Here is a 25,229-nt window from a genome sequence, read left to right as displayed (position 1 = left end):
GACTGGATGGGTCAGGTTTCTGTTAGCAACCTTGCCACTTTCGTGTTAGGGCCATGCGATTTGGAGCCTCTAGTGCTCAGGCCATGCGATCGGCGAGTGAAGCCTGCGTTCAAGCACCTTGCCGTTCGGGTCGAATCCTGTTATTTGACGTACCCAATCGGAATCCGGCTCATAGGCAGCTTCTGGAATCAGGCCGATAAGCTCAGCATCTTCAATTAAAACGCCATGACGCTGCGCAAGGTGTTGGACTGTGGCATGGACGTGGCGCATCGGCGTGATTCGAAAGTCGGTAACGTTCATGCTCACCTGCGCGCGCCCATTGGCAAGCACGCCAATAGCCTTGACTCCATGGAGCCCCCCGTTCGCAGCCCTGATATCACGGGCGATAGCACGGGCAGCGGCAATATCCGGCTGCTGTAGGTGAATGTTGTAAGCAATAAGGAAGCTGCGCGCCCCTACTGCGCTCGCTCCCGCCGTCTCATGAAGCTCCGGCCCGCCGATGTCAGGGCGGCGTGTAGCATCACGCAACGCAGCATCGCGAAGCCCTTCGAACTGCCCGCGCCGGACATCCTCAAGCAGAACGCGATCGGGACGAGCCGCGGCAGCGCCGTAGAAGTAGACCGGCACACCGTAGCGGCGCCAGATCAAAAGACCTGCCTGCCGGGCAAGCACGGCGCAATCCGCTAGCGACGCTCCGCTCACCGGGATAAAAGGAATCACGTCGGCAGCCCCGATACGCGGGTGAACGCCATTCTGCGCCGTAAGGTCAATGAGCTCGGCAGCCTTCCCAGCCGCGCACACAGCGGCCTCCACAATGCCTTCGGGAGAACCGGCGAGCGTCACCACCGATCGGTTGTGCGCCGTATCGAGAGACCAGTCAAGCAGCCGCACGCCCTCCACCTGCGTGGCGGCGACGATCTGCTCGACCTTGGCTGCGTCCGTCCCCTCAGAGAAGTTGGGAACGCACTCGATAATGGCATGTGAATTCATAAGGTGTAAGAGACAGGCTCAGCTAAGGCAAGTACGCGAAGAAAACATATTGGCGGAATAAAGCGGTCTCAGTCGAATCGCTACCTTCTGAACGTCGCTTTACTTCCACCAGCTATAACCGAGGGTGAACTGAACGCTCGCGTTGACGCCGGGATTACGGTCGCCAAGCGACGCGCTTGAGATATGAACACCGTTCGCGCTGAAGTCGATCGAGCGGCGCGGATGAATAAAGTAGTGCAGCCCCACCCCGCCCTGCGGCGTAAAGTTCCATACGCTGGCATCAGCAAATCTTCCATCATTCTGCGAGTTGTAGGGCGGTCCGCCGAACGCCGGGTACTTATGGTTCGTCCACAGAAGACCACCAGCAGCCTGGCCCCAGAAGGAAAACTTCTTTGTGCCCACGACATTCCAGCGAAGAATAATCGGCGTCACCGACGCGCCAGTATAGGTGCCCCCAACCGTATACAGCGGAGTGCAGACCTCGGGGGTGCCAGGCGCATTGGTGCAAAAGGGTCGCTGGAACTTCGGCGTGTACGACTGCCAGAAGGGGAAGGCTTCGACGGCGTATTCAAAGTTGCCGCGAAGCGGCCCGTGGCCGAGGATGGGCGTAAGAACCTTGCCGGCATGAACCCCGGCCATGATGAACTTGAAGTCGTTCCGGTTCTCGGTCAGACCGAAGCCGCCCTGTACGAGGGCACCGAACTCAAACGGCTGATGACCGCTCGGGTCGCGAAACGGCGTCGCATCGTTGCTGACAGTGGCTTGGCCAAACAAGACCTGGGTAAAGACGAACAGAAGTGCGAGAGCCCAGAGGGTGGTCGCGCCGAGGCGTACAAGTTGCTTCATCACTATGGTCTCCCGTAGACAGAGCAGAAGAAGGCCGCCGGAAAACGGCGGCCGTTAGGGCTTAGCTACCGTTTGGAATCAATGGCCTGCATTGGCCATGGCGGCTTCGTCGAAGTCGAAGTTGGAGTAGACATTTTGTGTATCGTCCAGATCTTCGATCGTCTCGAGGAGGCGAATCATAGCATTGGCCTGTGTGCCTTCAAGTTTCGTGTAGGTTGAGGCAATCTTGGTGATCTCCGCATGCTCTGGAGCAATCTTTGCCGCCTTCAGAGCCTCCGTCACGGCCTCGAAGTCCTTAGGATCAGTGAGAACCTCCCAGTTCTCACCCTCGTCGGAGAGATCCTCCGCACCCGCATCGAGCACGATCTCGGTCAGCTTATCTTCGCCGGCCGCCGATTTGGGAACGGTAATGACGCCCTTCTTGGTGAACATCCAGGAGACTGAATTCGATTCACCCAGGTTCCCGCCGTTCTTCGAGAAGGCATGACGAATCTCACTGACAGCACGGTTCTTGTTATCGGTCAGAACGTCGACGATAAGAGCCACTCCGCCCGGGCCATAGCCCTCGTACGTGATCTCTTCGTAGCTCACGCCTTCGAGCTCCCCGGTTCCGCGTTGAATCGCGCGCTTGATGTTATCCGCCGGCATATTCTCCGCCTTGGCCGCGGCAATCGCGCCACGCAGGCGGGGGTTGCCATCCGGATCGCCGCCCCCGGTCTTGGCCGCGATAGTAATTTCCTTGATCAGCCGGGTGAAGATCTTGCCGCGTTTGGCGTCTGTGGCGCCTTTTTTATGCTTAATTGTCGCCCATTTTGAGTGGCCGGACATGGACTACCTCGTGTTGATTTTGCGTGTGCCCGCAACGTGTACTTCCCATACGTTGCAAGGCCCCGCGACCTTGCGATTTTAGCATGTTGAAGCCTGTCAACGCCGCCGGCCACACCTCAGCAAGAACCGCGTAACTCTTTCTGCACAAAACGAGTCTCACCATCAGGGCAGCCGATGAACAGGTACTCGGCTTGAGGTTGGAATGAAATGTTTGTGGGGACGAACCACCTTATTGATCTGCGCGAGCCTGACGCTCCTCCGGCCCTCACCAACCGCAACCGCTCAAGACCAGATCTCTCACCACGGCTGGCGGGGAGAGCGAATCGTCGCAACGCAGAGCTTCTCCGAGGGCGGCGCCACCATCCAGGTGGACTTCGCCGCTGGTGATCTGGACCTCTCTCAGGCTGACCTGATCGCGTGGATCCACGCATCGGCCCACTCGGTCGCCACCTTCTACGGCAGGTTCCCCGTCTCGCGAGCGCGCGTGGTAATCGATCCCGTCCCGGGCGACTCCGACTCCATCCATGGAACCACCTGGGGTGGTGTCGGCGGATTTCCCGCAGTAACCAGAATTCGGCTCGGCCAGCACGTAACCAAAGACGCCCTCAAGGACGACTGGGTCATGACCCACGAGTTTGTGCACTCTGCTCTGCCCGATCTTCCAGACGATCAGCACTGGATGGAAGAAGGGCTCGCAACCTACGTCGAACCTATCGCACGCGCGGCGACAGGCCGCCTGACCGAATCCAGGGTCTGGGCCGAGTTTCTGCACGAGATGCACAACGGAGAACCGGAGCACGGCGATCGCGGCTTGAACGAAACCCAGACCTGGGGCCGCACCTACTGGGGTGGCGCAATGTTCTGCCTGATGGCAGACGTCTCGATCCGCCGCCAGACCAACGATCGCAAAGGACTCCAGGATGCTCTACGTGCAGTAGTAGAAAGCGGCGGTGGTATCGACAAAGACTGGCCCCTCTCCCGCGTCCTTCAGATCGGAGACCGCGCCACAGGCACGACCGTCCTCACCGAGATGTACGCGAAGTGGAGCGAGAAGCCAGTCCCGGTAGACCTGCCGGCCCTCTTCAAAGAGTTAGGGGTAGCCGCTGCCCCTAACAACGGAGTAACCCTCGATCCGAAGGCCCCCCTTGCCGCAATTCGAGACTCGATCGCTCCATCGAGAGCACTCGCCGTCAACTAACAAACACAACGCCCCGTCGTCCTGAAACTCTAAAGGACCTCGGGGCCAAGCAGATCGCGCATCGTCTCCCGTCGACGAATCAGCCGAACCTCATCTCCATCAACAAGCACCTCAGCCGGGCGAGTCCGCGAGTTGTAGTTGGACGACTGAGACATCCCATACGCCCCCGCATCCAGCAGAACCACCAGGTCGCCCGGCTTCACCGAGGCAAGCACGCGATCCCGCGCAAAGAAGTCCCCCGACTCACACACGGGACCAACCACGTCAGCAGTGAGCGTCGCCTTCCCCGACGCCTGCTTCACCGGAATAATCTCGTGGTGCGCGTGATACAGCGCAGGCCGGATAAGGTCATTCATCCCCGCATCGGTAATGACAAAGGTCTTGGTGTCATTCTTCTTCACGTAGAGAACGCGCGTAAGCAAAGCACCAGCCTGCGCAACGATGAAACGCCCAGGCTCCAGCAGAAGATGCGCCGTCTCGCTGCCAAGCCCCTTCGTAAGCGCAGCAGCATACTTCACCACCTGCTTCGCCGGATCGAATGCCGTCGCGCCATAGTCAATGCCAAGGCCCCCGCCGGCGTCGATGTAGCGAATATCATGCCCGTCTCTCCGCAACTCCGCGATCAAGCTGGTCACGCGGGCAACGGCAGCAGCGAACGGCTCAACCTTCCTTATCTGCGAGCCAATGTGAACCGACACCCCTGCCGCATCAAGCCACTTCAACTTACTGGCCTTCCGGTAGATCGAACGCGCCGCTTTAATGTCGATCCCAAACTTGTGCTCGCTCAGACCGGTAGAGATATACGGATGAGTCTCGGCGAATACGTCCGGGTTCACCCGAAGCGCAAACCGCGCAACCTTGCCAAGGCTCTCGGCACGCTCTGCAAGCAGGTGAAGCTCCGCCTCCGACTCAACATTGAACAGCAGAATCCCCGCAGTCAGCGCTGCATCGATCTCCCACACCTGCTTCCCCACACCCGAGAAAACCACCCGGCCAAGAGCAAGCTTATACGCCCTCCGAACCCGCTCCAGTTCGCCACCGGAGACGATATCGAAGCCTGCCCCCTGCTTCGCCAGCAGACGAAGAATAGCCAACGAGGAGTTCGCCTTCACCGCGTAGCAGAGAGTGTGTGGCCGGTTTGCAAAGGCCTCTTCGAAGAGCTGCAGCCGGTGTGAGATCTGCTCAGCTGAGTAGACGTAAAGCGGGGTGCCGTACTCCGTGGCAAGCGTATCCAGATCCACACCGTCGCAGTGCAGCAAGCGGTCGCGGTAGACGAATGGTCGTGGACTAGCCTGCAACGCAGTTCGGGGCGCGACGATCTTATTTATCAAAACTTTGGCCAAAATTTAGGTGCTCTTCGCAGTAAGAGCGTACGGTGCCTCGGGAATGATCACCCACGCCGCAATGTAGGCAATCGCACCCACACCGGTCAGGACGATCATCAGGGCTGTCAGTACGCGAACCAGGCTCAGGTCCCATCCATAGTGAAGTGCAAACCCGGCGCAGACTCCGGCGATCATGCGGTCGTGCCGTGGACGGGTCAACTGCGTCGTGGACGGGTAGTAACCCACAGGAGGTGCAGCCGGCGCGGGGGCGCCACAAGCGGTACAGAAACGGGAGGAGGAATCGACTTTATTGCCACACTGTGTGCAGAACATGACTATCTCCGAGAGCTTCTATTTTGCCATATGCCCTCAGGATTGAATACGCAAACGACAGCTTGGCGGTTCACTTTGCCCCAGCCGCCTTCCCTCCAAGCTCCTGGCTAAAGAACTCCGCCATCATGCCATACGCCTCCTTCGACTCCGGAAGACTGACATCGTTCCAGAAAGCATGAGGCAGGCCGTCGAAGACCACCAGGCGGGCATCCACCCCATGCCGCAGAAACGCCCTATGCAGAATGGTCGTATCGCTCAGCAGCATGTCCCGTTCGCTGGTGATAAACAACGTAGGCGGCATGCCGCGAAGGTCCGCATACATCGGCGAGAGCACCGGATCCTTCGCATCGGTCGAACCGAGGTAGCTCGTGTCGTGCGACTTGCCATCGGGCAGTGGCAGAGACCCGGTCAATCCGCGTAGAGAAAAGATTGCCCGCGAATCCCCCTCCTGGCTGAAGTCGCCCAGCCCCGAAAATATCCCTAGAGCACCGGGCAGCGGCACCCCCAGCTGCCGTAGCCGAACCGCCACCTCCGCCGTAAGAATAGCGCCCGCCGAGGTTCCATATAGACCGATATGCGACGGCTTGTAACTCTTAAGAAGCTCCCGGTACACGGCAATCGTGTCGTCCACCGCAGCCGGAAAAGGATGCTCGGGCGCAAGCCGGTACAGCACCGACACGACTCGAGTGCGAGTCAAGTTGGCAATCGGAATCGACTCCGTGAACGAGCCCGAATCCGAGTTGAAGCCTCCGCCATGCACGTTGATCAGAACCCAGTCAGGGTGAGCAGGAGTCGCATCGAGGGGGAGAATCGGCAGCACGTTCCGCACAGGAACGCCCGCAATCGTCATCGAGTCGATCGTCACCGGGTAAACTGCGCGCGAGGCCTCCCCGGCCCGAGTCTGCCACGCATCCGTCGAGGAGCGCCGCTCGGCCAGCGTCTGGTTCTCAGCCCCCGCACCACGGCGAAGTGTAGCTTGCGCCTCCGGGCTGAGTGTGCTCGGAACCGGAACCACCCGCGTCACATGAGCCGTGCCGTTCGCGTCCACAACACTCGAGTTCGCTTCAGGAACCTGTTGAGCCAAAATCTGTTGATGAGTGGAGATACTGGCAAGCCCGAGAACAAGAAGAGGGAGAGTTTGGAAGCCTCGCATAAGTGCGATAAGCCTAGCAGGATCTTCGAGCTAACGGAATCGCCACGGAGGAAAACAGCCGCTCTCCCTCCAACCGACTCGGTCAGCGCTTCAAATTATTTGCCAGCGTAAGGCGTCCTGAGGTAGCGTCGCGCAGCGTCCGTCTGCGACTGGTCGCCCCCTCCCGCCGAAGCCAGTCGATACTGCTTCATCGCCTCGTCCCGGTTATGCAACAGGTCGAACATCTCCCCTGCGTTCAGCTGCGCGCGCCGGCGGATCCAGTCGCTGCAAGTCGGCTGGGCCGCGGCCTGCAGATAGTTCTGCGCCGCCTCCGCAATCTGGTTCTGTCCGCGCTCCGTATCCGCAAGGCCGAAGTAGGTCATATGCAGCCGGGGCTCGGCGAAGTACCCCGGCTTCTTCGCATCGGCCAGGATCGAGCGGTACTCCGCAATCGCTCCAGGTCCGTCGCCCGAGTCCTTGACTAGGTTCGCAACCTCCAGGCGAAACAGGTAGTCGCGAGGATACTCATTCGCCAACCCCTTCTGCACCACGATTGCCTCCGGATAACGGGCATCATGGCGCAGAAACAGTGAGAGCGCTGTACGCGATTCCACCGGGGTCACGATGCCATGCGCAGCCGATTCGCGCAGCAGATCGAGACCCTTCTCCTTGCTGCCGCTCACCCCCGCTATCCCCACCATCATGCGAATCAGGCGCGGCAGACTAGCCACCGCAAACTGCTGAATCCCCATCGCCATCTTGGCATCCGCATACTGCGGATCGATCTTCAACGTCTGCTCGCTGTCGCTCCGCGAGGCCAGCCCCTGGCGAGCTGCTGCGACGTAGCTATGGTCCACCAGCGTGATAAAGGCAGCGTGCATCCCACGCGCATACCCGCGCGCAAAGTAAGCATTGGCATCGTTCGGGTTCGCCTTGATCTGCTGATCGGCCAGAGCAACCGCAGAGTTCGTCAAAGATTCGATACGCTCGCGAATAGGTTGTGGAACCGGCACATTTCGCTTCGAAGTCAGGAACGAGTCATGCGCATAATACGTCGTATCCAGCAGGTCCTGCCGGTACAGCTCACGGAACACCAGGGTAAGAAGCACGTTACCTATAGCGATCGCGCTCTGCGGGTGCTCACGTTGCACTGCTTCAAAGCGCGGCAACGCGCCATCGTAATCCAGGATATAAAAATGCTCGAAGGCCTCCCGAACCTCTGGTGTCAGGTTGACCGCATCGGTATGCGCAGCAGGGTTATACGACTGCGAATACGCCGTGCCCCCCTCCGGTAGGACAGGCACGAGTAACAGGAAAAAAGACAAGCTGAGAATGGTCACGCTGCGTTTTATGATTCTTCTCCGGCCTGGGCTGCGAAGTTCATCCAACTGCCACCGTCCTTGCAGACTCTGATGCAGATTACGTCTCTGGTAGCGTACACGGATTGGACGCAAGCCACTGCAGACTGTACCCTGTGGGCATCGGAACTAGCCGGGAGGACGCTTCTCCTCTCAAAGCGAAACGGACTTTATGACACGGGTTGAGTTGCTTCAGTTGCTGGTCGGGCAGGCGCGTACCAACGGCTTCGAGTTTCGCAAATGGTATGTAGGAAAGCTCGGACTACCGTGGCAGAACGCTCATCACGCCGTAGAGATGCTCGCAACAGAGCGCCGATACTACGCACTCCTCTTCTCGCATGACTTTGCATCGACCTTCTGGAAGCCTGGAGAGCTGATGACCTTTCAGGTGCCCATGCAGTCCTTTACCCGCCGAATGAAAGACGGATCCATCGGCACCGTCCAGCGCAAAAGCTACACTCGCCGCAGCGCACGCGAGGACGCCTGGCTCTATCACCTCAAGGAGATGGCCGCCTCCGAAGAGCCACTTCGTTATATGCGGCGCTTCCTCCGAGTTCAGGAGGAGTTGGACGAAGACCCCTCCGAGGCAGACATCATCGAGCCAACAAAGTAAGTCGGCCGCTACTTGCTGCGATAGGCCTCAACCACCATAAACTCGCTCCAGCTCTACCCATCCTCAGACTTCTCGCCACGCCACGTAAAGTGGCTCATCGAGTGGTTCGTGTAAGTAGCGCGCGTATAGGCGTGCTCAGCCACTGGCTCCTTGAAAGCGTAGCTGACAGACTCCCCATCGAACCTCACACCACCCAGCTCCTCCGAGACAGGATCCGAGACAAGATTCGTCCAGCCTCCGTCCAGTGCGTTCAGCCACCGTATGTTCCAGCTCTGTTTGGCCGCGTCATATGTGCGCAGGTTCATCCCAAGCACGATCAACTCTCCGTCTGATCCTGTCATCCTGTACTCGTCCTCAATGGCATAACCATCGAGCACAAAGCGTCCCAGCCACGCAGCCTCATACCTCTGCCAATCGCCATGGTCCGACTTTATCTTCGCCTCGCACCGCCATCGGCCAATCAGAAAAGCAAAGCGGGACAGCGCCGCAGGCGCATGCGGGTTGAGCTCTCCGAACTCCTGACCGCTCTGATCTATACAGCCGTTCTCTTCCTTATTTTTTGTGGAACTCATGCGCCCAACGGGACACCTTACTTCCAGTCCTGTCGATTCAATTCGCCGGCGACAAATTGTGCCCTTTACGAATAGCCAGAATCTGCCTCAGATGATGCTCCCCATGAACCAGCTGAAACTTACGCCACTGCGCCACGCTAAGTGGCCCAAGCACCATATGGCTCGCAAATCTGGTAGTCGGCCCAAACAGCTCCTCAGCCTCCGCGCACAGCATATCGAGTTGAGCCAGATGGTCCGCCGCCGCGTCGGTCAGCTCCTCCCCGCACAGGCGATGAGCTGTTTCCGCAGGCGTCACCAGCGGTGGCGCCTTACGTCCGCGTGGAAAATAGCCCAGACGAATCACCGTGTACTGGCCCACGCGCTGCGGCAGATTGGGCTTCGCTCGGGTCGCCGTTCCTTTGGTCAGCCGTGCGCTCAAAGCCATCTCTGTGCCCGAGTAACTCAGCAGCAGGTGCTCCATAATCCGCTGAATGCTCCACTTCTGCGGACGCGAAGGCGGCTGAAGCTGCGTCTGGGCCGCGTCGAGTCCCTGCAGGGAGTAAGCAATCTCGCGCTGAAGACGATAGAGGGTCGAATCCATAAGGCAGGATCACGTTACACCGCTTCCCTTGCCAGCGGCTAGCCTTTTGTAGCCATGCTGCCTCCAGTATTGACCCGCAAAAGGTCTACTGCAGCTGATCCAGGGCCCTGCGAGCATCTTTAGCTCTCTCCCCCTCAGGGTCAAGCTTCAGATAAGTCTGATACTCCGCAACCGCCTCATCTTTCTTCTTCATCTTCTGCGCAATCTCCCCCAGCGCATAGTGTGCGGCGGAGTACTCAGGCTGCGTCTTCACCGCATCTTGCGCACGAAGATACGCGCCCTGCAGATTATCGTCACGCATATAGAACTTCGCGACCTTCAGATCCTCATCGACCCGTTCATCATCCGTCTGCACCCGCTTCACCTTCGGAAGCTTTCGATGGACCGAGCTTCCCTCCGTACCCGGCTTCGGCATATCCGTATCTGGCACATCAGGATCAACCCCGCCCGAACTGGAGCTGCTGCTACTGGAGTCGTCGCCGGGAAGCTTCGGCGCTGTTCCGGTTGGAAACGGATGCTCCGTCGCTGCCGATGACGGCGTCGTCGCAGAAGGACTGGGAGAGTCCGGCGCTGGTGCCGCAGGCTTCGCAGCAGCCCCCGGAAATGGAAACTGCTCGGCAACCGAAGGCTTCTTCGTCTGCGCAGGCGGAGCGCATGGCGTCGCTGGCTGCGAACCAGACTGACCCGAAGCGGGGCATGGCGGCGGCCCTTGTGCCGGCGCCGTCTGCGCATGGCAGGCAGCCGAGAACACTACCCCAGCCAGCAAAACACGAAATGTAAGACCGATCTTCATGGAAGTTTAGAACTCTCGTCCGATTCTTTGACGCTGCCACAACCCGGTTTGTTATAGTCAGCAGACCCGGGCTCTTTCCCTGCCTCTATTTTATTGGATGGAACTTCTTTGACTATGGTTGATGGGCTGATTATTCGTTCCTCCTCGATTCATGCCGCTGGCTGCTACACCACGCGGGCGATAAAAAAAGGCAAGCGGGTCTGCGAGTACGACGGCCCGCGCTTCACCAAGGACGAGGCCGACGAGCGCTACCAGGACCGCGATATCACCTATCTCTTCAGCTGTGGAGAAAACGGCCTCGTCATCGACGGCTTCGGCACAGCCATGTTTATCAACCACTCCTGCGACCCCAACTGCGAGTCGGAAAACATCGACGGCCGCGTCTTCGTCGTCGCCATTCGCAACATCACCCCCGGCGAGGAGCTGACCTACGAGTACAACCTCTACGACAGCGACGACGCCGAGCAGAACTGCTACTGCGGCGCAACCAAGTGTCGTGGAACCATGTTCAGCGAAGCTGAAGTAAAACGGCGTGCAAGAAAAGCCCGCGCGCTCACCCGCTCAAAACAATAACCCTCCCGCTGCAACCTGGCCTGTGAAAAACCAGGCTTGGCTGCCCCATGCCGCACAAAAACCGTGATCTGGCCTGCACTCCAGGCCACCTCTGCACCGGCAACGAGCCGCCGCCGATGGGCGATACAATAGAGCTGGCGGCACGAACTGGCGGCAAGATCGCTGCGTTCGCAACCTCCCTATCTTCCTCTATGGCATATCAGGTTCTCGCAAGGAAATACCGGCCACAGCGTTTCGCGGATGTTGCGGGACAGGACCACGTGACCGTCACGCTCATGAACGCCCTCACCCAGGGTCGTATCGCGCACGGCTACATCTTCAGCGGACATCGCGGCATCGGCAAAACCACCATCGCCCGCATCCTCGCCATGGCGCTCAACTGCCGCAACACCATCGGCTCTGCCGTCCGGCCCACCCCTGAGCCCTGCGAGGTCTGCGAGAGCTGCACCGAGATCAAGGCCGGCAACGCCGTCGACGTAATCGAGATCGACGCCGCCACCAACCGCGGAATCGATGAGATCCGCGAGCTGCGCGACGCAGCCCGCTACCGTCCTGCGCGCGACAAGTACAAGATCTACATCCTCGACGAAGCACACCAGATCACCGATGCCGCCTTCAACGCCCTGCTGAAGACCCTTGAGGAGCCGCCCGACCACATCGTCTTCATGATGGCGACCACCCAGCCCGAGGACATTCCTCAGACCGTCCGCTCGCGCTGTCAGCACTTCAGCTTTCATGCAGTCAAACTTGTCGACATCCTCAGTGAACTGCGCGGAATCGCACAACGCGAAGGCGTCGACGCCGATGAGTCAGCCCTCAGCCTCCTCGCTGAAGCAGGCGACGGCTCCATGCGCGACGCGCTCTCCATTATGGATCAGGCCATCGCCAGCGCCCCGGTCGAAGATGGACGCCCCCGCCTCGATGCCGGACAGATCCGTGAGCTGATGGGCACCGTCCCCAATGCCGTGTTCGAGCGCATCCTCGAAGCCGTGGACGGAAACCGCAGCGCAGAGGTCATCACCGTCGCCAACCAGCTCCTCGACGCGGGAAACTCCCCGGCCCAACTCGCGCGTCAGCTTGTGCGCTATCTCCGCAACACCGTCATCGCAAAGATCGCCGGCATCGGCATCGACGGCGCGGCAGCCGACGGTGTAGCAGGCGAGCTGCTCCAGATCTCCGCAGACGAGCAGCGGCGCGCAGGCCGCTCCGCTGCCCTCTTCAGCGAAGAGGAGCTCACCCGTTTTCTCCAGGTAATGCTCCGCACGTTTGACGAGCTGGGTTACCGTCAGGAGCAGCGCTTCCACTTCGAGCTGGGCCTGCTCAAGCTCGTGCATCTACGCAGGCTTCTCCCCATCGAAGCCGTACTCAGCCAGTTCCCGGTCACCGGCGGCGCGAGGCCAGGCCCGGGCGTAGCAACCGCCAAAACCATGGGCGCAGCAACTCCCCCATCACCTCGGCCTCCGGTCAGCGGCTCCGCAACCGCCAGGGTGCTTGAGACCAACGCGAAACCCGCCTTCTCCCCCTTCGAAAAAGATCAAAGCAGAAGCCGCTTCGACGAAAAAGCCATAGGCGTTGCTCCAGCCCCAGTCGCCGTGATGCCCGCTGCAGCTCCAGTCGTACCGATGGCAGCGCCCGTATCCCTCCCGACGCCGATCCCCACGCCGATATCAGTAGCAACTCCCGCAGAGATGATTCTCACCGAAGCCGACGCAGAAGGAGCCGCACTCCTCGAAATAGGCGACCAGGCAGAGGCAGCAACAGGCATTGCGTTGATAGCAGAAGCCGAAACTCCAGAAGCTCCTGAACCGGCAAGCATAAATAACCTGCAACCGTCACCGTTACACTCTGCCGAAGACCTCCAGCGAGCAGCCGTAGACGCGCTCTCTGCCGCGAAGAATCAGGCAACACCCGCCGACGCCCTCGCCGATGCTGAGTGGACCATCACCGACACCGAGATTCGCGTCCAGACCGAGCTCTCGAAGACGATGCTCTCGATGGTCATCAACCCGGAGGCAGAAAAAATAGCCAAAGCCGCCCTGCGCGATGCCGGAGCCGGATCGCTCAAGCTCATACTTCTCCCCGGCGCGAAAAATACCGCAACCGCGAAAAAACCCCGCCCCGCAAAAAATGGGAGCGTCCAGGCGAAGGCTATGGAGCATCCAATCGTGCAGAGAGCGCAGACGCTCTTCAATGCCGAGATCAGAAACGTAATCGATCTCAGCGACAACGACTGAGCACTCGCAATCCAGTCATAGCCACACGATGGAGGAACGATGGACTTTTCCGATCTGGGGAAGATGAAAGAGATGATGGGTCAGGCCAAGCTGATGCAGGAGCAGATGGACAAGAAGCTCACTGCAACCGTAGTCGAGGCCTCCAGCGGCGGTGGTGTGGTAACCGTCCGGATGAATGGCAAAAAAGAAGTCCTGCGGGTAAAGATCGAGCCGACCGCGATGGGAAGCTCAACAAGCGACCTCGAGCTTCTCGAAGACCTCATCGCCGCGGCTGTAAACGAAGCTGGCCGTCGTGCCGATGACGCCATGAAGTCCAGCCTCTCGGGGATGATGGGTGGCATGGGACTGCCGGATCTGCCGGGGTTGGGCTAAGTGGCAGGTTCTTTCCACGCCACCCCAAGCCGCTTTGCCGAACCGATGTCGCGTCTCATCGAAGAGTTCAGGAAGCTCCCGGGAATCGGCACCAAGAGCGCACAGCGCCTCGCATTCCATGTCCTCCGCTCCTCGGCGCAGGACGCTGAAGCTCTCTCGCTCGCCATACGAGAGCTTAAGCTGCACCTTCGCCTCTGTTCCGTCTGCAACAACATCACCGACGTCGATCCCTGCGGCTACTGCACAAGCCCGGTCCGGAACCAGCGGCTCGTCTGCGTCGTCGAAGAGCCCACCAACATCGCGACCATTGAAAAGACACGCAGCTACAACGGCGTCTATCACGTCCTGCACGGCACGCTATCTCCCATCGGCGGCGTAGGGCCCGAGCAGCTTCGCATCGCCAATCTCCTCACCCGCCTCGCCGAAGTGGACGAGATCATTCTCGCAACCTCTCCAACCACCGAAGGCGAAGCCACAGCTGGTTTTCTGGCGATAGAGCTACGAAGAACACGACCAGAGGTAAAGGTCACAAGAATCGCAACAGGCGTACCCGCCGGCAGCGATATAGAGTACGCCGATGAGGTCACCATGACACGTGCGATGGAAGGCCGGCGGGAGTTTTAGCTTTCGCCGCTGCGGCTTTCACGAAAATTATTCGTCTAACGATCGAAGAAAGATTACAGCCAAGGGTGGTTCATGATTCAAAACGAAGTACTCTCTCGTCGGCGTTTCCTGCGTCAGAGTTTTGCATTCAGCGCATTGGCAGGGCTGGGTTCCCTGACTTCGTTTGCAGCCTCGAAGCACTCCGGTTCGCCCGCCGGCAGTTCGCGCCTGTTGATGCTTGGGGACTGGGGCTATGAGAACTTCGAAGCGCAAAGCCGCGTAGCCAGCGCGATGCAAGCTTATGTGCGGCAGCAGAACTTCGCCACCCAGGCGCTGCTAATGTTAGGCGACAACTGGTATGGGCCGCTCCCAGGCGGCGTAAAAGACGTGCGCTGGCAAAGTCAGTTCGAACAGATGTATCCGAAGACTGTCTTCGACTGCCCCGCCTACGCCATCCCCGGCAACCATGACTATCAGCGCATGCCGCAGAGTAAGGTCGCCGCAGAGCTCGAGTACGCCAAGGCCGGAGGAACCCGCTGGACCATGCCATCCCTCTGGTACAGCTTTCAGTTCCCTCTCAAAAATCCGCAGGTCACCATCATCGCGCTCGACAGCAACATGCCTAACCCAGACGGGAAACAAGCTGCAGGCGTAAACTTCACCCTCACTCCGGCGCAGCAGGCCGAGCAACTAACATGGTTGGAAGCCGAGCTGAATAAGCCGCGAACGACTCCGTTCCTGGTCGTCATGGGACATCACCCCATCTTCTCGAACGGCCCTCACGGAGACAACAAAATCCTTGTCCGCGACTGGGAGCCGCTCCTCAGAAAACACAACGTCCATCTCTATCTCGCCGGCCACGACCACGACATGCAGCACCTCGAGTTCGAAGGCCATCCCACCTCCTTCGTCCTCTCGGGCGGCGGCGGAGCAGACCTCTACCCCCTCCTCATCGACGAAGCGCAGCGTGGCCCCTACGCGCAGCGAGTCTACGGCTTCAGTGATCTCGAAGTAACACCGGAACTGCTAACGCTGCGACATCTCGACGAAAAGGGTCAGCTCTTACACGCCTTCACGAAGCAGCCCGACGGAACAGTTCACTTCATCTCCTAAGTCGCAACCGTGTCCAGCGAAGCCAGGTTGCCGCCAGTCATCTGGTTCGGCTGGTCAAGCTTAAGCAATGACAGAATCGTAGGCGAGATATCCCGCAAGCTCCCGCCTTCACGCAGCGAGCGCTTTTTGCCATCTTCGGTGACATAAAGAAACGGCACCGGATTCGTTGTATGCGCCGTATGCGGACCACCGCTGACCGGATCGATCAGCATCTCCGCGTTGCCATGGTCCGCCGTAACCAGCAAACTCCCGCCGCGCTGCCTGATCGCCTGGTAAATCCGCCCCAGCTGAGTATCCACCGTCTCTACCGCGCGTATGGTCGGCTCCATCATGCCGGAGTGCCCCACCATATCCGCATTAGCAAAGTTCACAATGATCACATCGAACGCCGTATCGTTCACCGCTTTAATTACCGCATCCGCAATTCCGGCCGCCGACATCTCAGGCGCCAGGTCATACGTCGCCACCTTCTGCGAAGCAACTAGTGCACGATCCTCTCCGGGAAAAGGCTTCTCAATTCCACCGTTGAAAAAGTAAGTAACATGCGCGTACTTCTCCGTCTCCGCCACCCGCAGGTTGCGTAGGTTCGCCTGCGACATCAGGTTCGCCAGCAGGTTATCCATCGACTCGGCCGGAATCACAATAGGCAACTTGAAGTTCTTGTCATACTGCGTCATGCACACATAGTGAAGATCAGCCGGAACCAGGTTCAGCGGAATCTCCACATCCAGCTCCGCAGCATTTGGAAGCTGATGACCCTGGCTCCCCACCGGATCGGCAGTCAGTCCGGAGCGGCGAGTCAACACCCGGGTAATCTGTCGCACGCGGTCCGCGCGATAGTCGAAGTTGATCACCACGTCTTCATCGCGAATCAGCCTCACGGCATCTCCCGCCTGGTTGATGCACGTGAAAGGCGGAATGAACTCATCGGTCGTGCCGTTGTTGTACAGCTCCTTGATTCGCGCTACAGGATCGGCATACCTCCCGCCTTCGGGTTGCCCCGTCACCATCGCATCGAAGGCCTGCCTCTCCTTCTCCCAGCGTAGATCGCGGTCCATCGCATAGTAGCGTCCGCTCACCGACGCAATCGTCCCGACCCCGGCCTCGCGTAGAGTATGCTGCAACTGCTCAAGGTAACCAACACCGCTCGTAGGCATCGTGTCGCGGCCATCCATAAACGCATGAACGAAGACTCGCGAAAGCTTGTGTTGCGCGGCCATGCGAATCAGCGCATCGAGATGCCGCTGATGAGAGTGAACGCCGCCGTCCGACAGCAGCCCAATCAGATGAAGCGCCCTTCCCTTCTGACCCGCGAGTTCGAACGCCCTGGTCAAAGTCGGGTCGCTGTACAACGAGCCATCCACAATCGCCGTATCGATGCGCGTCATATCCATCCGCACAATCCGTCCCGCGCCAAGGTTCAGATGGCCCACCTCGCTGTTGCCCATCTGTCCATCCGGAAGGCCCACAAAGTGCTCACTCGCACGCAGTAGCGTATTCGGGTAGTCGCGAAGTAAACCGTCGTAGGTAGGTTTGCGGGCCTGGGCGATAGCATTGCCATGAGTCTCGGCGCGGTAGCCCCATCCGTCGAGAATGGTAAGAACAACTGGTGCTTTAGCCATAGGGTCTGTTTCTCTCGCTGTCTTGTTCCGATGCTCAGAATATCAACATTGCAGCTCCTTCGTTGTATCTGGCAACAAAAGGAAAGCAGAAAGAATCTTCCACTTTACTGTGCAGCAGAAAAGCGCCAGAGCTTGATGCGTATCGAACACGGTACAATCCCGGAAACTCTCACGATGGCTGGAGGAGATTCATGATTCCGACACAGAGCGACCCGGCTCTGGCAGGCCGAAAACCCCAACCTGCCAGGTTCACTCCGCTTCCGGGCCTCGATCTCCACGCCGAATATCACTCCGTCCGCACCGGCGGCGACTTCTTCGACGCCATCCACCTCGGCTCCCACGTCATCTTCCTGCTCACAGACATCGCCGGCACCAGGGAGTCAACCCAGCCCATCGCCGCAGACGTCCAGGCCACCTTTCGCAGACACGGCGCAGAGCTCTTTCGCGCGCCCAACGCCAACGTCATGGACATAACCGCTCAACTCGCGCAGGAGATCAACCACGAGTTCATCCGTGCCTCGCGAGGGGTACGCTTCGCCCCTACCTTCCTCGGCAGCTTCGATCTTGTATTGGGCATCCTCGCCTACGTCAACGCGGGCGCACTCACTGCCGTATTTCACGACTCCAGCAGCACGCACCTTCTCACCAGCCCCGCCGTCCCCATGGGACTCTTCACCCACCTGACCTACGAACCCTCCGTGCAGGCCTTCGAGCGTGGCGCCAAACTCTTGATCGTGACCAAAGGCGTCATGGAGACGCAACACGGACGCGCCCACTTCGGAGTCGATCGCTTGATCCCTCTTCTGCAGGACTCAGACCCCGCGACCACCAACTCTGCAACCGAAATCTGCCACGCCGCTCTCAAAGCTGCCGAAGAGTTCAAGCAGGTCCCCTGGTACAGCCTTCACAATCTTCCCTTCGGCCACAAAAACGAAGACGAAGACCTCACCGCAATGGCTCTGGTTCGCCCGCTAAAAGAGGCAAGCGTCGAGAAAGAGGACAGCATCTAGCTCCTTCTAAGAAGGCAAGCGCTACCGAAAAAGTGAGGGCAGCACCTCGGTTGCCGTACCCAGAAGAATCTCGTGGAACGCTTCATGATTAAGCGGCTCCTCCGGCCCGACATAAACCGTGCGCGTGCGCTGTTGATTGGCGATATGCACCAGCCCCGCCGCAGGATAAACAGAGCCCGACGTACCCACGACCAGCAGAACCGTAGCACGGTTCAGCGTGCGATAGATCGTCTCCATCTCCAGCGGAGTCTCGCCAAACCACACGATGTGCGGCCGCACAGCAGCCCTGCACGCCTCACAAACAGGCAGGCTCATCGCCGTCTCATACAACGCCTTATCCGCGAACGGCTCGTCGCACCGAACACACCGAGACTCATACAAGCTTCCATGCATGTGATGAACCCGCTGCGACCCGGCGCGCTCATGCAAGTCATCCACATTCTGCGTGCACAGATAAAATCGGTCGCCAAGCTCTAGTTCAATCTTCGCCAGCGCATAGTGAGCCGCGTTTGGCTCTGCCTCCGAAGCATCCCGTCGCCTCTGCGAATAGAAGCGCCACACCAACTCACGGTCAGCCTGCCACGCCTCAGGAGTCGCGACTTGCTCCACTCGGTGCCCATTCCAAAGACCACCCGAGCCGCGAAACGTCGCAAGCCCGCTCTCAGCGGAGATCCCCGCTCCCGTCAACACAAACAGATGATCCTGTGGCGTAAGGTGCATGCATTGTTCGATGCCGTCTTCGCTGCTTGTGTCACTCAGACCAGCTCGCACCGGGCCGTCACTCATGACGTGGAACCTCACCTGCCAGAAAGCTTACCTGGGGTCAGAGGGCTCACTCGCCACGCCATCTGCATTCCACGCAATCACGCGATAGTGAACCCCGCCAAGCGTGCCATGTGGGTCCGCCCACGGATCGTCAGCGTCCGTGGCGCAGCGGTCGCAGATCGGCTTCCACTCCTTCGACCCCGCGTCATTACGCTCAACCGAGTACCGGACTGCGCCCGCAGAGCCGCGCCATGCGATAAGGCCGACAATCACCGTAGAAGTAATAACCGGCCTCGGCGGAATCCGATGCTTCGGCAACTCGGTACCGGACATAGCGTACGCATGAGTGCGAAGTTGCTGCGCACGCACAGCCATGTCTTCAGCACTGTTGACCAGCGTCTTGACGCCGGGATAATAGAGCGCCCACCACTCGCCGCACTCCCCATGCTCGGCAAAAATAGGGTTGGTAGCGTCAGCCGGAATAGGTTGGAACCCGAAGTTGTCCAGGTGCGCCTGTAGCGCCCAGTAGCCGTCACCGGAGACGTTAGGATCGTGTGCAAGCGTGGTCAAAACCTGCTCAAAATCCTGTTGAGTCTTCCAGTCCGTGCGATCCCAGCCAAACTCATTCACGATGAAAACCTTCCCGTGGCTCGTGACGGCAGCCGCATCATGACTGAAGGTCGCCGCCGTGGTGGGCGGCTGGTTCGGGCCAAGCAGTATGTCCCAGTGCGGATAAAACTCGAACGTAGCAAGGTCCGTCGATTTGTTGTCTAGCACAGCCGGATAGACGCGATAGATCCCAGAGGTGTCGAGATACAAATGGTGCGAATCCTGCTGCTTAATGTGAGCCCCGATGGTCTCCCCCCATGCGGAGACCTGTCCCAAAGCCGATGCGCCCCCGCCCGAAAGCATCGTGAGGATGCCGCACATGTTGCAGTTCTCCCACGCCATAATCGTGGGGTCATCTTTGTAGCGAAGACCGGTCATGGGATTCAAGTGATTCAGAACCGCGTCGATGTGACGCTCATACGCCGCGATAACGCCCGCATCCGTAAAGAAGTCCTGCGGGTTCTGCCTCTTCTCCCAGGCCAGATACTGGCCGATCCCACCGCCGGCGCAAGTGGCGCAGTCGCCGACCAGCGGAATTATCAGCTTCATGCCGTGGTTACGCGCCACGGCCAGAGCGTAGTCGGTGGATTGAAAAGCTGCATCGTTGAACTTGCCCTCCGTGGGCTCGATACACAATCCGCAACCGACGGTGTCGCCCATAGTCTGTGCGCGCACCACCTTGGCGCCCATCTCCGCAGCCGTGTCAAAAGCATCGTCGATCTCGAAGTGGCTGGGCAGCCTCGGACCCATCGGATCGTGTGGACCGTATCCCTCCAGCCCAAGCCACTCGATGTTCGGGCCGCTATAGCGAAAGGGCGCGCCCGACAGCGTAAGCTTCGTTCCAGCGCGTTGCACAAAATCATTCGGCTGCGAAGATTGCGCGACGGCAGGCGAGACGATGACTACAAGCACCGCTGCCGTAAGCGTAATGATCGATCCAGCTACCCAGTTTGACTTCGCCATGCGTCTCTCGCTCCACAACTCCAGACATTTGGACCGCGACACATTATGAATGGCCATTCAACGCTTTGCAACCGCCTGCCGAATCACAGCGTCGTGCGAAAGAGAAGATTCCGTTCCGTATAAAGAAGCGAAACAAACAAATGCCCACGAGGATCAACTCGTGGGCACTCGTGTAAATCAAAATCCGTCTGCGCTTACTCGCCGAAGTTAACCGACTCAATCCCCAGAAACTCCGCCGACTGCCCCAGCTCTTCCTCAATCCGCAGCAGTTGGTTGTACTTCGCAATGCGATCCGTACGGCTCGCGCTACCGGTCTTGATCTGTCCCGCGCCAGTACCCACCGCCAGGTCAGCGATAAACGTATCTTCCGTCTCGCCGCTGCGGTGGCTGATGATCGACGTATAGCCAAAGCGTCGCGCCAGCTCGATCGCCTCCAGCGTCTCCGAAACCGTACCGATCTGGTTTACCTTGATCAAAATCGAGTTCGCAACCTTCTGCTCGATTCCCTGCCGCAGCCGCTGCGTGTTCGTCACAAACAGATCATCGCCCACCAGCTGCACCTTGTCGCCGAGAATCTCGGTGAGATGACGCCAGCCATCCCAGTCATCCTCCGCCAATCCATCCTCGATACTCACAATCGGATACTGCCGAACCCAGCTCTCCCAGTAAGCCGCCATCTCAGTCGAGCTCAGCTCGCGCTTATCCGACTTCTTGAAGACGTACTTGCCCTTCTCCTTATCGTAAAACTCGCTCGACGCAGGATCCAGCGCGATAGAGATATCTTCGCCCGGCGTATATCCGGCAAGCTGAATCGCCTCCAGGATCAGGTCAAGCGCCTCATCATTAGACTTCAGCGAAGGAGCAAATCCACCCTCATCGCCAACCGCCGTGTTATAACCCTTCTTCTTCAGCACGCCCTTCAGCGTATGGAAGACCTCGGTCCCCCAGCGCAGCGCATCCGAAAACGTCTCCGCGCCCACCGGCATCACCATAAACTCCTGAAAGTCCACGTTCGAATCCGCATGCGACCCGCCGTTCAAAATATTCATCATCGGCGTAGGCAGCAAACAGGCATTCACTCCGCCAAGATAGCGATACAGCGGCAGCTTCAACGCCTCGGCAGACGCACGCGCCACCGCCATCGACACCGCAAGAATCGCATTCGCACCCAACTTCGATTTATTCTCCGTCCCATCGATCGAGATCATCGTCGCGTCAATCAGCCTCTGATTGCTCGCATCCATCCCCACCAACTCCGGCCCCAGGATCGTCTCCACATTCTCCACCGCCTGCAGCACGCCTTTGCCCAGGTAGTGGTCTTTATCCCCGTCGCGCAGCTCAACCGCCTCATGCTCGCCGGTGGAAGCCCCACTCGGTACTGCGGCGCGGCCCTTCGCTCCGCTGTCGAGCACAACATCAGCCTCAACAGTAGGATTACCGCGGGAGTCCAGAATTTCGCGTGCGTGGATAGAGACGATCTCGGTCATGTTGCTCCTATTTTCTTGTAGCGCAGAATGTTGGGGAACGACGCGGTGGTTCAACCGTTCGTTTAACTTCGGACGACGGTCCACCGCAACGGTGCGGCCACCCAGAAGAGTGATGGACTGCACCAGCTTTGCGTCAGAGGGACTCACCTGTCGGATTTTAGCAAAGGAAACCTGTCTCACGCCTCAACGTCTAATGAATCGAGCACCGCAACCCAGGCGTTGAAGCTCTTATTAGCAGCCTCGGTTCCCTGCCAGCGAATTTGTTCCATCAGGCCCTCGCTGGTTCTACTCTTTGGAGTGATACGAGTCCGGTAAACTCAGGTGCTCGAATCCAGCTCTACGCAGTTATGAAACTCGCTTCGAGGATACCGCTATGAAGATGCATCTCACCACCGCCGCTCTCGTTCTCGCTGCTGCCCCCGCGTTCTCACAAGCTCCCGCACAAGATCCGATGATGGGCGTCTCCCATCCTGACTCCGCGGTCATCTCCAGCACAGACGACGCAGCTCCGCAGACTTCTCCGGCAAAACCCAGTGCCGCTCTCCCGGCCACTGCGCCCACAGCTCCGGCGCAGGAGTACGGACCATACGTCCCCTACCAGGGCGCATCCGCCACAGGTTCCAGCTTTACCAGCCACGCAGACCCGGCAGACGATATCGACGCGATGATCGTAACCAGCGTCCCCGAGCGCGAAGGCGAGCTCCGTGAAGGCACCCTCTTGAAGACCCAGATCCAGGAGACCCTGGCCACCGACAAGACCTACGCAGGAACAAGATTCACCGCCCAGGTCACCGAAGCCGTCGAGCGCAACGGCCGCGTCATCATTCCCGTCGGCTCAATCCTCGAAGGCCAGGTCACCGAAGTCCACGGCGGCCGCAGAATCTCAGGTGCCGCAGCCATGCACCTCGAAACTCGCGACGTCACCCTGCCCGACGGCACCCACTACATCGTTCACGCCCAGCTCATCGACACCGGCAAAAGCGAGTTCCGCGTCGACAACGAGGGAACCCTCAAGCGAAAGGATCACGCCAAGGAGACTCTCGCAATCGTCGGCGGCGTTACCGGCGCAGGAGCAGCCACAGGAGCGCTCATCGGTGGCGGCGTCGGAGCCATCGTTGGCGCAGGAATCGGTGCGGGCGTCAGCACCGTCATCTGGCTCAAGCAGGACCGTCAGGCCACCCTCCCCAAGGACGAGGCGCTGACCTTCAGTCTCACCACCCCGATGATCCTCACGCCGCTAAGCGCCTCACCCCTCAGCAGCATGAACACAAACAACGTCGGCCCGGTAGGAGCATCGCAGTAAAGCAATCAACTCACTCGATTCAGAGACCCGGGGCAGCCGCCTCGGGTTTTCTTTTGCAATGAAGGAAGTGCAGGAAAACGCGAGCCAACCCCGCCCCCTACAAGTCAATCCTCGTCCCAAAACCACAGCAAAACCCGCGCCAACAGGCTAAAATAGAGTCATGAGCACCGCAACCCTCCCGACCGCCCCCACCCACACCACCGGCTACACCGACGACCACGCCAAGTCTGGCCTCGACACCACCTTTCCCGCCATCGAAACCTGGCAGAACCAGTTCAAGGCCTACGAGATCCTCGTCGACGACCCAGAGTTCACCAGTGTCTGCCCCAAGACCGGCCTCCCCGACTTCGGTCGTCTCACCATCCGTTACATGCCCCGCGAGAGCTGCCTCGAGCTCAAGTCCCTCAAGGAATACCTCTTCACCTATCGCAACCTCGGCATCTTCCAGGAAAACATCGTCAACCAGGTCCTCGACGACGTCGTCAAAGCCTGCAACCCCGTCTGGGCCGTTATCGTAGGTGACTTCCGCCCCCGCGGCGGTATCTCCACCGTCGTCACCGCCACCTACCCTCGCACCGAAACACCCCCGCAAAAATAAACCTGAAAACTCTGGCGTATTTTTAGCTCTTCAAAAGCAGCAGACAAAGCACCACGTCTGCTGCATCTCCCACCACGCTCACACCATCCATTCACCACCACCAAAACACCAGAAATCTACTATCCCCCAATAAAACCGTCCCTTCACCACCCCAGAAAAATCTCCCCAGAACCCAACTGCTATCCTCCCTCAGAGGAGAAACCCGAGATGGCTTCCGCAACAAAGCCCACCCGCACCGCCTCCGTAGCCGGAGCCACCACCGCCCTCGTCCTCCTCACCGCACTCAACTTCGTCAACTACATCGACCGCTACATCCTCCCTGGCGTCCAGGAGCAGGTAAAAACCGAGTTCCATCTCTCCGACGAACACATCGGCACCCTCACCTTCTGGTTCATGATCGCCTACATGTGCACCTCGCCCATCACCGGATGGCTGGGCGACCGCTTCCCCCGCAAGCCCATGATCGTCACAGCCGCCCTCTTCTGGGCCGCCATCAACTTCCTCACCGCGACCGTCCACTCCTATGACTCGCTCAACCTCCGCCACGCGGCGCTCGGCGTAGGCGAGGCCAGCTTCGGCATCTTCGCCCCCGCGCTCCTCGCCGACTTCTACCCCGAAGACCAGCGCAACCGCGTCCTCACCATCTTCAACGTAGCCATACCCGTAGGCGCGGCCCTCGGCTACCTCGTCGGAGGCACCGTAGGCGAACACTACGGCTGGCGCATGTCCTTCATCGTCTCCGCCGTCCCCGCGGCAATCATCGCCATCCTCATCGCCATCTTCATGAAGGAGCCCGCACGCGGCGCAAGTCAGGGTGAAAAAGCCAAACTCGAAAAAGGAACCATCCTCTCTCTCATCAAAAACCCCGCCTACCTCTCCTCCATCCTCGGCTACGCCGCCGTCACCTTCTCCCTCGGTGGCATCTCCTGGTGGATGCCCTCCTTCCTCCAGCGCATCGACGGCCGCAGCCAATCCTCCGCCGCCTACATCATGGGAGCCATCACCGTAGTAGCCGGTTTAGGAGGTACCATCACCGGCGGCACCATCGCGCAAAAATGGTCCCACACCAACCCCAAAGCCCTCTACCTCGTCCCCGCCATCAGCGCCGCCATCGCCGTCCCACCCGCGCTCCTCTGCTTCTTCGGCCCACACTCCCTCACCCTCTACGGCCTAGGCGCAGCCATCTTCCTCATCTTCCTCGGCACTGGTCCCGTCAACGCCGCCACCCTCAACGCCGTCCGCCCCGAGATCCGCGCCACCGCCATGGCCGGCCAGCTCTTCATCATCCACGCCCTGGGCGACGCCATCTCCCCCCGTATCATCGGCGCCGTCAGCGACCACTCCAACCTCAACATCGGCCTCGGCTCCACCCTCATCACCATGCTCCTCGCCTCCGTCATCTTCTTCAT

General features: G+C 59.4%; 25 protein-coding genes. 11 read left to right on the top strand and 14 right to left on the bottom strand.

Translation table 11 applies throughout. From position 1 onward, the window contains the following. Window positions 1-69: 69 nt before the first annotated feature. The 3 genes from ftcD to GSQ94_RS11975 all read right to left on the bottom strand — a co-directional run bounded on the left by ftcD (window position 70) and on the right by GSQ94_RS11975 (window position 2,664). On the bottom strand, window positions 70-990 hold the full coding sequence (gene ftcD / locus GSQ94_RS11985; RefSeq protein ID WP_158944115.1) for a glutamate formimidoyltransferase: 921 nt from the start codon (window positions 988-990) through the stop codon (window positions 70-72). Between the two features lie 99 nt (window positions 991-1,089). Next, window positions 1,090-1,836: an acyloxyacyl hydrolase gene (locus GSQ94_RS11980; protein ID WP_158944114.1), complete on the bottom strand. Its 747-nt coding sequence runs from the start codon at window positions 1,834-1,836 to the stop codon at window positions 1,090-1,092. Window positions 1,837-1,914: 78 nt separating this feature from the next. Further along, a complete protein-coding gene (locus tag GSQ94_RS11975; RefSeq protein WP_158944113.1) occupies window positions 1,915-2,664 on the bottom strand; it encodes a YebC/PmpR family DNA-binding transcriptional regulator in 750 nt (249 codons plus the stop codon). A 202-nt stretch (window positions 2,665-2,866) separates the two neighbouring features. On the opposite strand from GSQ94_RS11975, the gene GSQ94_RS11970 reads away from it, so the two are divergent. Next, complete coding sequence (locus GSQ94_RS11970; RefSeq protein WP_158944112.1) at window positions 2,867-3,862, top strand: hypothetical protein; 996 nt, start codon at window positions 2,867-2,869, stop codon at window positions 3,860-3,862. A 29-nt stretch (window positions 3,863-3,891) separates the two neighbouring features. Here the strand turns inward: GSQ94_RS11970 and lysA are convergent, their stop codons facing one another. The 4 genes from lysA to GSQ94_RS11950 all read right to left on the bottom strand — a co-directional run bounded on the left by lysA (window position 3,892) and on the right by GSQ94_RS11950 (window position 7,992). Continuing rightward, window positions 3,892-5,205 carry a diaminopimelate decarboxylase gene (gene lysA / locus GSQ94_RS11965; protein WP_254063823.1) on the bottom strand — a complete coding sequence of 438 codons (1,314 nt, stop codon included), beginning with the start codon at window positions 5,203-5,205 and terminating at the stop codon, window positions 3,892-3,894. Between the two features lie 3 nt (window positions 5,206-5,208). Beyond that, the gene (locus tag GSQ94_RS11960) at window positions 5,209-5,520 is read right to left on the bottom strand and encodes a PspC domain-containing protein (RefSeq protein ID WP_158944111.1); all 312 of its coding nucleotides are present in this window, start codon (window positions 5,518-5,520) and stop codon (window positions 5,209-5,211) included. A 70-nt stretch (window positions 5,521-5,590) separates the two neighbouring features. Continuing rightward, window positions 5,591-6,604, bottom strand: a complete 1,014-nt coding sequence (locus GSQ94_RS11955; RefSeq protein ID WP_254063822.1) for an alpha/beta hydrolase — start codon at window positions 6,602-6,604, stop codon at window positions 5,591-5,593. 164 nt (window positions 6,605-6,768) lie between these two features. After that, window positions 6,769-7,992, bottom strand: coding sequence for a lipopolysaccharide assembly protein LapB (locus tag GSQ94_RS11950; protein ID WP_254063821.1), 1,224 nt, complete (start codon window positions 7,990-7,992; stop codon window positions 6,769-6,771). Between the two features lie 190 nt (window positions 7,993-8,182). Here GSQ94_RS11950 and GSQ94_RS11945 point away from each other — a divergent pair, with 190 nt between their 5' ends. Further along, a complete protein-coding gene (locus tag GSQ94_RS11945; protein ID WP_158944109.1) occupies window positions 8,183-8,623 on the top strand; it encodes a hypothetical protein in 441 nt (146 codons plus the stop codon). A 53-nt stretch (window positions 8,624-8,676) separates the two neighbouring features. On the opposite strand, the gene GSQ94_RS11940 is transcribed toward GSQ94_RS11945, so the two are convergent. The 3 genes from GSQ94_RS11940 to GSQ94_RS11930 form a co-directional block, all read right to left on the bottom strand. Then, a complete protein-coding gene (locus GSQ94_RS11940; protein WP_158944108.1) occupies window positions 8,677-9,195 on the bottom strand; it encodes a hypothetical protein in 519 nt (172 codons plus the stop codon). A gap of 37 nt (window positions 9,196-9,232) precedes the next feature. Then, window positions 9,233-9,775, bottom strand: coding sequence for a DUF1569 domain-containing protein (locus tag GSQ94_RS11935; protein WP_158944107.1), 543 nt, complete (start codon window positions 9,773-9,775; stop codon window positions 9,233-9,235). Window positions 9,776-9,860: 85 nt separating this feature from the next. Further along, entirely contained in the window at window positions 9,861-10,568 is a 708-nt protein-coding gene (locus GSQ94_RS11930) for a lipopolysaccharide assembly protein LapB (protein ID WP_158944106.1), read from the bottom strand. Window positions 10,569-10,682: 114 nt separating this feature from the next. Here GSQ94_RS11930 and GSQ94_RS11925 point away from each other — a divergent pair, with 114 nt between their 5' ends. The 5 genes from GSQ94_RS11925 to GSQ94_RS11905 all read left to right on the top strand — a co-directional run bounded on the left by GSQ94_RS11925 (window position 10,683) and on the right by GSQ94_RS11905 (window position 15,463). Further along, complete coding sequence (locus GSQ94_RS11925) at window positions 10,683-11,141, top strand: SET domain-containing protein (RefSeq protein ID WP_158944292.1); 459 nt, start codon at window positions 10,683-10,685, stop codon at window positions 11,139-11,141. Between the two features lie 191 nt (window positions 11,142-11,332). Further along, the gene (gene dnaX, locus GSQ94_RS11920) at window positions 11,333-13,375 is read left to right on the top strand and encodes a DNA polymerase III subunit gamma/tau (protein WP_158944291.1); all 2,043 of its coding nucleotides are present in this window, start codon (window positions 11,333-11,335) and stop codon (window positions 13,373-13,375) included. A 39-nt stretch (window positions 13,376-13,414) separates the two neighbouring features. After that, window positions 13,415-13,747: a YbaB/EbfC family nucleoid-associated protein gene (locus tag GSQ94_RS11915; protein WP_158944105.1), complete on the top strand. Its 333-nt coding sequence runs from the start codon at window positions 13,415-13,417 to the stop codon at window positions 13,745-13,747. A gap of 45 nt (window positions 13,748-13,792) precedes the next feature. Further along, on the top strand, window positions 13,793-14,371 hold the full coding sequence (gene recR, locus GSQ94_RS11910; protein WP_158944290.1) for a recombination mediator RecR: 579 nt from the start codon (window positions 13,793-13,795) through the stop codon (window positions 14,369-14,371). 72 nt (window positions 14,372-14,443) lie between these two features. Continuing rightward, window positions 14,444-15,463, top strand: coding sequence for a metallophosphoesterase (locus GSQ94_RS11905; RefSeq protein ID WP_158944104.1), 1,020 nt, complete (start codon window positions 14,444-14,446; stop codon window positions 15,461-15,463). Here the strand turns inward: GSQ94_RS11905 and gpmI are convergent. Continuing rightward, window positions 15,460-17,085 carry a 2,3-bisphosphoglycerate-independent phosphoglycerate mutase gene (gpmI, locus tag GSQ94_RS11900; RefSeq protein WP_158944103.1) on the bottom strand — a complete coding sequence of 542 codons (1,626 nt, stop codon included), beginning with the start codon at window positions 17,083-17,085 and terminating at the stop codon, window positions 15,460-15,462. The genes GSQ94_RS11905 and gpmI overlap by 4 nt on opposite strands. 191 nt (window positions 17,086-17,276) lie before the next feature. On the opposite strand from gpmI, the gene GSQ94_RS11895 reads away from it, so the two are divergent. Then, window positions 17,277-18,095, top strand: coding sequence for a PP2C family protein-serine/threonine phosphatase (locus tag GSQ94_RS11895; RefSeq protein WP_158944102.1), 819 nt, complete (start codon window positions 17,277-17,279; stop codon window positions 18,093-18,095). 21 nt (window positions 18,096-18,116) lie between these two features. Here GSQ94_RS11895 and GSQ94_RS11890 read toward each other — a convergent pair whose 3' ends face one another. From GSQ94_RS11890 to eno, 3 genes are all read right to left on the bottom strand, one after another. After that, window positions 18,117-18,881 carry an NAD-dependent deacylase gene (locus tag GSQ94_RS11890; RefSeq protein ID WP_254063820.1) on the bottom strand — a complete coding sequence of 255 codons (765 nt, stop codon included), beginning with the start codon at window positions 18,879-18,881 and terminating at the stop codon, window positions 18,117-18,119. 27 nt (window positions 18,882-18,908) lie between these two features. After that, a complete protein-coding gene (locus tag GSQ94_RS11885; RefSeq protein WP_158944101.1) occupies window positions 18,909-20,432 on the bottom strand; it encodes a cellulase family glycosylhydrolase in 1,524 nt (507 codons plus the stop codon). Between the two features lie 194 nt (window positions 20,433-20,626). Then, entirely contained in the window at window positions 20,627-21,919 is a 1,293-nt protein-coding gene (gene eno / locus GSQ94_RS11880; protein ID WP_158944288.1) for a phosphopyruvate hydratase, read from the bottom strand. Window positions 21,920-22,292: 373 nt separating this feature from the next. Here eno and GSQ94_RS21715 point away from each other — a divergent pair, with 373 nt between their 5' ends. The 3 genes from GSQ94_RS21715 to GSQ94_RS11865 all read left to right on the top strand — a co-directional run. Then, window positions 22,293-23,222, top strand: a complete 930-nt coding sequence (locus GSQ94_RS21715; protein ID WP_158944100.1) for a hypothetical protein — start codon at window positions 22,293-22,295, stop codon at window positions 23,220-23,222. A gap of 160 nt (window positions 23,223-23,382) precedes the next feature. Continuing rightward, a complete protein-coding gene (gene queF, locus GSQ94_RS11870; RefSeq protein WP_158944099.1) occupies window positions 23,383-23,820 on the top strand; it encodes a preQ(1) synthase in 438 nt (145 codons plus the stop codon). A gap of 207 nt (window positions 23,821-24,027) precedes the next feature. Then, window positions 24,028-25,229, top strand: a 1,202-nt coding sequence (locus GSQ94_RS11865) for an MFS transporter (protein ID WP_158944098.1), incomplete at its 3' end; no start/stop codon positions are given.

It is taken from the genome of Granulicella sp. S190 (assembly GCF_009766095.1).
Classification (GTDB): Bacteria; Acidobacteriota; Terriglobia; order Terriglobales; family Acidobacteriaceae; genus Edaphobacter.
This window is presented reverse-complemented; position numbering and strand designations above follow the sequence as displayed.